At 65.3% G+C, this 8361-nt stretch carries 8 protein-coding genes; all 8 read right to left on the minus strand.

Translation table 11 applies throughout. The annotated features are described in order from the left end of the window. Window positions 1-318: 318 nt before the first annotated feature. Window positions 319-2811 (minus strand): excinuclease ABC subunit UvrA, encoded by a 2493-nt coding sequence (gene uvrA, locus J4F42_08890; GenBank protein MCE2485614.1) that lies wholly within the window; start codon window positions 2809-2811, stop codon window positions 319-321. A 26-nt stretch (window positions 2812-2837) separates the two neighbouring features. After that, window positions 2838-4373: an aminomethyl-transferring glycine dehydrogenase subunit GcvPB gene (gene gcvPB / locus J4F42_08895; GenBank protein ID MCE2485615.1), complete on the minus strand. Its 1536-nt coding sequence runs from the start codon at window positions 4371-4373 to the stop codon at window positions 2838-2840. Between the two features lie 12 nt (window positions 4374-4385). After that, window positions 4386-5744 (minus strand): aminomethyl-transferring glycine dehydrogenase subunit GcvPA, encoded by a 1359-nt coding sequence (gene gcvPA, locus J4F42_08900; protein ID MCE2485616.1) that lies wholly within the window; start codon window positions 5742-5744, stop codon window positions 4386-4388. Window positions 5745-5750: 6 nt separating this feature from the next. Next, entirely contained in the window at window positions 5751-6152 is a 402-nt protein-coding gene (gcvH, locus tag J4F42_08905) for a glycine cleavage system protein GcvH (protein ID MCE2485617.1), read from the minus strand. Between the two features lie 17 nt (window positions 6153-6169). Then, window positions 6170-6871: a hypothetical protein gene (locus J4F42_08910; protein ID MCE2485618.1), complete on the minus strand. Its 702-nt coding sequence runs from the start codon at window positions 6869-6871 to the stop codon at window positions 6170-6172. Window positions 6872-7235: 364 nt separating this feature from the next. Then, on the minus strand, window positions 7236-7457 hold the full coding sequence (locus J4F42_08915; protein ID MCE2485619.1) for a hypothetical protein: 222 nt from the start codon (window positions 7455-7457) through the stop codon (window positions 7236-7238). After that, the gene (locus J4F42_08920) at window positions 7414-8076 is read right to left on the minus strand and encodes a bifunctional 5,10-methylenetetrahydrofolate dehydrogenase/5,10-methenyltetrahydrofolate cyclohydrolase (protein ID MCE2485620.1); all 663 of its coding nucleotides are present in this window, start codon (window positions 8074-8076) and stop codon (window positions 7414-7416) included. The genes J4F42_08915 and J4F42_08920 overlap by 44 nt, the downstream gene beginning before the upstream one ends. Before the next feature lie 76 nt (window positions 8077-8152). Beyond that, the coding region (locus J4F42_08925; GenBank protein ID MCE2485621.1) for a hypothetical protein at window positions 8153-8361 on the minus strand (209 nt) is incomplete at its 5' end.

An 8361-nucleotide genomic window follows, 5' to 3' on the forward strand; every position in this document is an offset into this window, starting at 1 on the left:
GACAACACCGAGCGGCCGCATACGAGCCTTGACGGGCTTACGCCGCAGGAGTTCGCAACTCGGTCCAGACAGGGCTATACCCAGAACAGATTCTACTCAGCAATAGGAGAAGGTAGGAGCAGAGGCAGGCCGAGTGTTGGCGCATTCCGGCAGGTCTGACGGGCAGACAATAGCTCTCATTTGCATTCGCGCCAGGGCGCGGGGAAGTTCGTGTGGCTGTGAACGAGCCGGCAGACGGGAAGCCCATCGGTCCGGCAGCGGCCGTTGAATAATGCTGCCCCGCTCATCAGGGTCCACCGCCGAGGCGGGCACCCTGGATCACAGCCCCGAGAGACACCTTCTCAGAAAACGCCCGGTATGCGAGCGCTCCACCCGCGCAATCTCTTCGGGCGTTCCAGCCGCCACGACCTGGCCGCCCTGCTGGCCGCCCTCAGGACCCAGGTCCAGCACAAAGTCGGCGGTTTTAATCACGTCCAGATTGTGCTCGATGACGAGCACGCTATGACCGGCCTCCACCAGCAGGTTCAACACCTGGAGCAGCCGCTGAATATCGGCCAGATGCAGGCCGGTTGTGGGTTCGTCCATCAGGTACAGGGTGTGAGCGGCCGGGCGACGGCTGAGTTCGCGGGCCAGCTTGAGACGCTGGGCCTCGCCGCCCGACAGGCTCGGGGCGGGCTGGCCGAGCCGTAGATAGTCCAGGCCCAGGTCGCGCAGGGTCTCCAGGCGGGGACGAATCTTTGGCAGGTCGGTCAGGACTTCGAGCGCCTGGGCAACGCTCAGGTTCAGCACCTCGGCAATCGACAGCCCCCGGAAGCGGACCTCCAAGGTCTCGCGGTTGTAGCGCAGGCCGTGACACACCTCGCACTCGACGTACACATCCGGCAGAAAGTGCATGTCCACACCTACCATCCCGCTGCCCAGACACGCCTCACAGCGGCCGCCCTTGACGTTGAACGAGAAGCGCTGCGGGCCGTAGCCCCGGACCTGCGCGTCGGGCAGCCGGGCAAACAGCTGGCGCAGCGGAGTGAACAGGCCGACATAGCTGGCCGGGTTGGAGTGGGGGGTGCGGCTGATCGGACTCTGATCGATCTGCACCAGTTTGCCAATCGTCTGCCAGCCGCTGAGGGTCGGTGGGGCGTCTGCGGGAGCGGCCAGCGCCTGAGACACGGCCGGGGCGAGCGCGTGCAGGACCAGGCTGCTCTTGCCCGAGCCGGACACGCCGGTCACACAGCCGAACACTCCGAGCGGAAATGAGGCTGTCACATTTTGCAGATTATGGACCTGTACCCCGTCAATAGTGAGGGAGTGGTCGGTTTTTCTGCGCCGGGTCGGGACCGGAATGCTAAGCTCCCCGCGCAGATAGCGGCCGGTAATCGAGCCAGCCTGAGCTTGGACCTCGTGCGGCGTGCCTGTTGCCAGCACCTCCCCGCCGCCCTCCCCCGCACCCGGCCCGAGGTCGATAATGTAGTCCGCAGCCCGGATTGTCTCAGGGTCGTGCTCGACCACGACCACGCTGTTGTTCTGATCCCGGAGCTGGTGCAGGGCGGCCAGCAGACGCGTGGTATCGCGCGGGTGGAGGCCGATTGAGGGCTCGTCAAGAACGTACAGGATGCCGGACAGGCCGGCCCCGAGCTGGGTACTCAGGCGGACGCGCTGGGCTTCTCCCCCGGACAGCGTCGGCAGCGGCCGGTCGAGCCGCAGATAGCCGAGACCGATATCGTTCAGCATCTGGAGTCGGGTGCGGATCGCCTGGCACACGGGCGCCGCAATCGCGCCCGCCTGACCGGAAAAGGACAGGCGCCGAAAAAACTCGAGCGCCTGGGCAATCGACAGTCCGCTCAGCTGGGCAATATCGCGATCCTGAATCCGCACCCCCCGACTCTCAGCCGTGAGCCCCGTCCCGGCGCAGGTCCCGCACCGCTCCCCAGACCTCTTTTCGCGCCCAGGCTTTGCCCCTGTGGCCCGCCTGCCCAGCCCGTCACACTCCGGGCAGGCGCCCTCGGGGCTGTTGGGCGAAAAGAAGGCCGGCGTCAGATCGGGATAGCCGAAGCCGCACGCCGGACAGCGCAGCGTCTGGGTAAACAGGTCTTCGTGGTATGCCTCGTCCGGCCCGGTGTGGCCGATTTTGACCACGTCGCGGCCGTAGCGCAGCGTGGTTTCGATGGAGTCGGCCAGCCGCCGGGCTATTCCGCTTTTGACAATCAGACGGTCAACAACGAGATCAAGCTCGGTCGCCAGAGGCACGGGGTCGGTCAACTCGTAGGTTTGGCCCGCGACCCGCACACGAACAAAACCCGCCCGGCGGAGTTCCTGCACGGCCAGGTCAAACTGCGCCCGGTCCGAGACGCGAACAGGCGCCATGATCTGGAGCCGGCTGCCCTCGGGGAAAGCCAGCACGCGATCAACGATCTGGGGGACGCTGTGACGGCTGAGCGGCCGCTCGCACCGGAGACAATAGGGAGTGCCGACCCGGACGTACAGCAGACGCACATAGTCGGCAAGCTCGGTGACGGTGCCGACCGTGGAGCGGGGCGAGCTGGTCGGGACGCGCGGTTCAATCGCCACGGCCGGAGACAGACCGCTGATAGAATCAACCTCGGGTTTGGCGCGCTGGTCAAGAAACTGACGGGCATAGGCCGACAGCGATTCAACATAGCGACGGCGTCCTTCGGCGTACAGCACGTCAAAGGCCAGGGACGATTTGCCCGAGCCGGACACGCCGGTGATGACCACCAGGCTGTTACGGGGAATGTCAACACTGATGTTCTTGAGATTGTGTTGGCGGGCACCCCGGATGCTGATTGTTTCCATGGGCCGAAGGAAGCACAATTTTATCGTCAGGGCTGACGTCGCCAGGCCAGAACCGGCCGGCGTGCCGCGCGGGTTTCATCCAGACGCCCCACCGGTGTTGAGGCCGGTGCGGCTTTCAGCGCCTCGGGCTCGTCCTGAGCCTCCTGGGCAATGGCCAGCAGTGCGTCGGCAAAGGCGTCGAGCGTCTCTTTGGTCTCGGTTTCGGTTGGCTCCATCATCAGCGCTCCGCTGACCACCAGCGGGAAATAGATCGTCGGGGCGTAAAAGCCGTAATCGAGCAGGCGCTTGGCGATATCCAGGGTCTTGACCCCGGTGTGCTGAAAGGAACGGTCGGAAAACACACACTCGTGCAGACACGGGGAATCCGAGGCCAGCTGATAGGCGGACTCCAGGCGCTTGCGCAGATAGTTGGCGTTCAGGACGGCCATCCGGGTGGCCTGGCTGAGCCCGTCGCCGCCCATAGCCAGGATGTAGGCATAGGCGCGGACCAGGATTCCGAAATTTCCGAAAAAGGACCGCACCCGGCCGATTGAGCGCGGGAAATCCTCACTCCAGCGATAGCCCGTCCCCTCGGCCACCACGCGCGGCAGCGGCAAATACGGCTCGAGGATTTTTTTGACCCCGACCGGGCCCGCCCCCGGCCCGCCTCCGCCGTGCGGAGTCGAAAACGTCTTATGCAGATTGAACTGGATCACGTCGGCGCCCATGTGGCCCGGCTTTGCCACCCCCATCAGCGCGTTCAGATTTGCCCCGTCCATGTAGACCAGGCCGCCCTGGGCGTGGACCAACTCGGCAATCTGGACGATGTCCCGCTCGAACAGTCCCAGGGTGTTGGGGTTGGTGACCATCAGGGCGGCGACTTCGTCATCCATGTACTGTTCGAGGGTGGCCGCTTCGAGCGTGCCGGCCGGACCGGCCGGCACCTCAACCACCGCATAGCCGCACAGCGCGGCAGACGCCGGGTTGGTGCCGTGGGCGCTGCCCGGAATCAGCACCTTCTTGCGCGGCTGGCCCTGCTCGACATGGTAGGCCCGAATGAGCTTCATGCCGGTCAGCTCGCCCTGGGCTCCGGCCGCAGGCTGGAGGCTGATCGCGTCCATGCCGCTGATTTCGGCCAGGCCGTGTTCGAGACGGGCGATCAGCTCCAGGGCGCCCTGGGCGTACGCGGCCGGCATGAGCGGATGGAGCTGGGCAAAGCCCGGCAGGCGGGCCACTACCTCATTCACGATCGGATTGTACTTCATGGTACACGAGCCGAGCGGATACAGGGTGGTCGCGGCGCTGAAATTCCACTGCGACAGCCGGGTAAAATGGCGGACCACCTCGCCCTCGCTGACCTCGGGGAAATCCTCAAGATCGGCCCGACACAGCTCGGGTGGCAGATCCTGAGCGCTATCGCGGGCCGGGATATCGTCGGCGGGCAGAGAATAGCCGACGCGCCCGGGCGAGCCCCGCTCGGTGATCAGCGGTTCATTCAGCACGGCGCGCTTGGGCGGACCGGCCGAATGCTGCCCGGCAGGGGCGGTTTGTGGGACGCGCGGCAAATCGGAGCGCTGTGGCATGGCGGTTCTCTGTTACACGGCCTCGGCGCCAGCCCCAAGGCTGCGGGCCAGCCGCTCGATGGCCGCCCGGGTGTGCGTTTCGGTCACACACACCAGCAGACAGTCGGACAGCTCTGGGTACCACTCGTACAGCGGCAGCCCGGCGATGAACCCCTCGGCCGTAAGCCGGTGCCAGACAGCCTCGGCGTTTGGCACGCACAGCACGAACTCATTAAAAAACGGAGCCGAAAAGCGCGCCTGACACCGGCCGGGGCGGGTCAACAGGTCTCGGGCATAATGACTCTTGGTGACGTTGTGCCGGGCCAGCCGACGCAGCCCCTGGCGCCCCATCAGGCACAGGAAGACCGTCACCGCCAGGGCGCACAAGCCCTGGTTGGTACAGATGTTCGAGGTCGCCCGCTGGCGACGAATGTGCTGCTCGCGCGTCGCCAGGGTCAGGACAAAGCCGCGCCGCCCGTCGTGATCGAGGGTCTCGCCGACCAGCCGCCCGGGCATGTTGCGCAGGTAGGGCTGGCGACAGGCAAACAGGCCGATGCCCGGCCCGCCATAGCTCATCGGAATCCCCAGGCTCTGTCCCTCCGCCACCGCGATGTCCGCCCCAAGCTCGCCCGGCGACTTGAGCAGCCCCAGCGCCAGCGACTCGGTGGTTGCGCTGATGACCAGGCCACCGTGGTGGTGCACCGCCCGGCTGACAGCCGCCACATCCTCAATAATGCCGAATACATTCGGATAGCCGACGACTGCCCCAATGACGTTTTCATCCAGCTCGCGCTCCAGCGCCGCGTGGTCCAGCCGGCCGTCTTCGGCCCACGCCAGCTCGCGCAGCCGGACGCCGGGGAAGCCGTCGAGGTAGGTCTGCATGACCTGCCGATACTGGGGATGGAGGGCTCTGGAGACCAGCACGGTTGAGCGCTTGGGCAGGATGCGTTTAGCCATCAGGACCGCCTCAGCCGTGGCCGAGGCGCCGTCATACATGCTGGCGTTGGCGACATCCAGGCCCAACAGGGCCGCGATCAGGGATTGGAACTCGAACACCGCCTGCAGCGTGCCCTGGCTGACCTCGGGTTGATACGGGGTATAGGCGGTGGCAAATTCTCCCCGCTGGATGATGTGGTCAACAACGACCGGGACGCTGTGGGGGTAGGCGCCGGCGCCCAGAAAAACCGCGTCCGCCACCGCGCCCGGATTCTGGTCGGCCAGCTCGGTCAGCCGGTCCCGAAGTTCGGCCTCGGACACACCGGACGGCAGCGCGAGGTGGGCCTGGGCGCGCAGGCTGTCCGGCAGATGGCTGAACAGCTCGTCAACAGACCCCAGCCCCAGGACCCTCAGCATGGAGCCGATATCCTGCTCAGTGTGAGGGATATAGCGCATGCCGCCCTAGTCCTCCCGGTCGGCCCGCTCTTGTTCGACAAACGCGAGGTACTCCTCGGCGTCCATCAGGTCCTCGAGTTCATCCGGCTCGCTGACCTGAATCCGAATCATCCAGGCATCGCCATACGGGTCGTCATTCACCATTTCTGGACTGCTGGGCAGGTCGATATTGACCTCGGTCACGGTTCCGCTCACCGGTGAAAACAGGTCGGATACGGCTTTGACCGACTCAATCACCCCAAACGGCTCCTCCTTCTGCACCGCAGTCTCGACCTCGGGCAGTTCGACATACACGACGTCGCCGAGCTGGTCCTGGGCGTAATCGGTGATGCCTACCCGCGCGATGCCATCCTCGACAACCACCCACTCATGTTCGGTTGAATAGCGAAGCTCTTTTGGAACATCCATTGACATCTCCCACCCCCCTACTCCGTGCTCCTCCGGTAGAAAGGGGGCTTGACGACCCGGGCCCGGACCTGGCGGCTGCGGATCTCCACCCACAGCTCCGTGCCCGGGCTCGTCTCCGGCGGTCCATATCCCAGGCCGATGCCAACCCCCAGGCTCGGCGACTGGGTTCCGCTCGTGATATGACCGAGCACCTGTCCGTCTCGCCCCAGGCGATATCCAGATCGTGGAATACCCCGTTCTTCCATACGCAGTCCAAGCAGCTTTTGTGTCACCCCACGCTCTTTTTGCCGCACCAGGGCCGAGCGGCCGATAAAGGTGCCGCTCTCGAAGTGCACCAGGCGCGACAGCCCGGCTTCAAAGGGCGAGACATGGCGATCCATATCCTGTCCGTATAACACATAGCCGGCCTCAAGCCGCAGGGTGTCGCGCGCGCCAAGACCGGCCGGGACGAGACCGTCCGCCCGGCCCGCCGCCAGACATGCCGTCCACACCCGGACGGCATGCTCGGCAGGCACGAACAGCTCAAAGCCATCTTCTCCCGTATAACCGGTCCGGGCCACAAGTCCAGCTGTCCCGGCCAACTCGGCCTGGGCTGACCAATAGCGTCGCACAGCGGACACGTCCAGAGACGTGAGGCGCTGGAGGATGACGGCAGCCCGCGGCCCCTGGAGGGCGACCAGAGCCGTCTCGGCACTCCGGTCGATCAACCCACCAGGCAAAATCGGCCTCACAACACGCCGCGTTGACACACACAGAGTAGCGCTCCGGGCCAAGCCGATAGATAAGCACATCGTCAACAATCCCCCCGTCGGCGTCACACATGAGGCTGTACTGGGCCTGGCCGACGGCCAGGCGTGCCACATCGGTCACCAGCAGTTCCTGACACACGGCCAGGGCGCGGGGACCGCGAACCTCGATCTCGCCCATATGGCTGAGGTCGAACAGCCCGGCCCGGGCTCGCACGGCCCGATGTTCAGCCACAATGCCTGTGTACTGAACCGGCATGTCCCAGCCTCCAAAGACGGTAAAACGCGCCCCCAGAGCGTGATGGGTGTCGTACAGGGGAGTGCGTTTCGGCATGGCTCAACTGGAGTGGACCGACTGTTGGCGGGCCGCTTTGAGCGTGTTCTGGAGGAGCATGGCCACCGTCATCGGACCAACCCCGCCAGGGACCGGGGTGATAAAGGCGGCCCGTTCCTGGGCCGCCGGAAAATCCACATCCCCGGCCAGCGAGCCGTCCGCCAGCCGGGAAATGCCGACGTCAATAACAATCGCGCCGTCCTTGATCCACTCTCCGCGAATCATACCCGGCTGGCCGATGGCCGGAATTGGCCAGATCGGTCGTCCGCGAGTGACAACAGGTGACGGTCACATGGTGTTCCAACAGCAGAAAAATCAGCGGTCGGCCGACCAGGTGGCTGCGTCCGATGACAACCGCCTTTTGGCCTGCCAGGGACAGCCCGGTGTGGGCCAACAGGTGCATTACTCCGAGCGGGGTACAGGGCCGGAAACCGTCCTCGCCGCGCAGCAGCCGGCCCTGATTGAGCAGGTGCAGGCCGTCAACGTCTTTGTCCGCAGCGAGCGTCTCAACGAAGCGCTCGTGGCTCAGGGGCGGCGGCAGGGGCAGCTGAATCAGGACACCGTTGACGTCCGGCCGGGCGTTGAGTTCGGCGATAAGGGCCAGAACCTCGGACGCGGGCGTGGTTTCGGGCAGCCGATAGCCAAAGGACTGGATGCCGACTTTACGACACGCTCTTTCCTTGGTGCCGATATACACCCGGGAGGCGGCGTTGTCGCCGACCAGGATCGTGGCCAGTCCCGGCGCGCGGCCGTACTGAGCCCGAAAACCGTCAACCTCTGCCTTCACAGACTGGCGGACCGACCGGGCAATCGCCCTGCCGTCAAGAATCGCACCCCGAGCCATATACGGATCAAAATACGCGAATCACTGTACGGATGCAAAGCCAAGGCCGGACCCTGCTCCGGGCGACACGCTCGACTCAGAATTCAAGCCCGACGCGCACATAGTAGAAGCCGCCGCCAAAGCCGTAGGGCGAGGATTCCGGGTACTTCGCGCCCGTGTCGCGCGCGTACGGATTGCGGCGCGGGAAGGTCTCGAACACGTTTTCCGCCCCCACCGCCAGAATCACCGCCTGGCTGAAGGGCAGCCTCAGCAGGGTGTACGAGGCTTCGACGTCCACCAGCCAGC

The organism is Desulfurellaceae bacterium, from assembly GCA_021296095.1.
Classification (GTDB): domain Bacteria; phylum Desulfobacterota; class Binatia; order Bin18; family Bin18; genus JAAXHF01.

What these genes read in the sequence shown, in the direction of transcription:
- J4F42_08915 (MCE2485619.1), bottom strand. Translation starts at nt 7,457, where the DNA reads ATGATTCGCGGAGAGTGGATCAAGGACGGCGCGATTGTTATTGACGTC.
- J4F42_08920 (MCE2485620.1), bottom strand. Translation starts at nt 8,076, where the DNA reads ATGGCTCGGGGTGCGATTCTTGACGGCAGGGCGATTGCCCGGTCGGTC.
- gcvPA (MCE2485616.1), bottom strand. Translation starts at nt 5,744, where the DNA reads ATGCGCTATATCCCTCACACTGAGCAGGATATCGGCTCCATGCTGAGG.
- gcvPB (MCE2485615.1), bottom strand. Translation starts at nt 4,373, where the DNA reads ATGCCACAGCGCTCCGATTTGCCGCGCGTCCCACAAACCGCCCCTGCC.
- gcvH (MCE2485617.1), bottom strand. Translation starts at nt 6,152, where the DNA reads ATGGATGTTCCAAAAGAGCTTCGCTATTCAACCGAACATGAGTGGGTG.
- uvrA (MCE2485614.1), bottom strand. Translation starts at nt 2,811, where the DNA reads ATGGAAACAATCAGCATCCGGGGTGCCCGCCAACACAATCTCAAGAAC.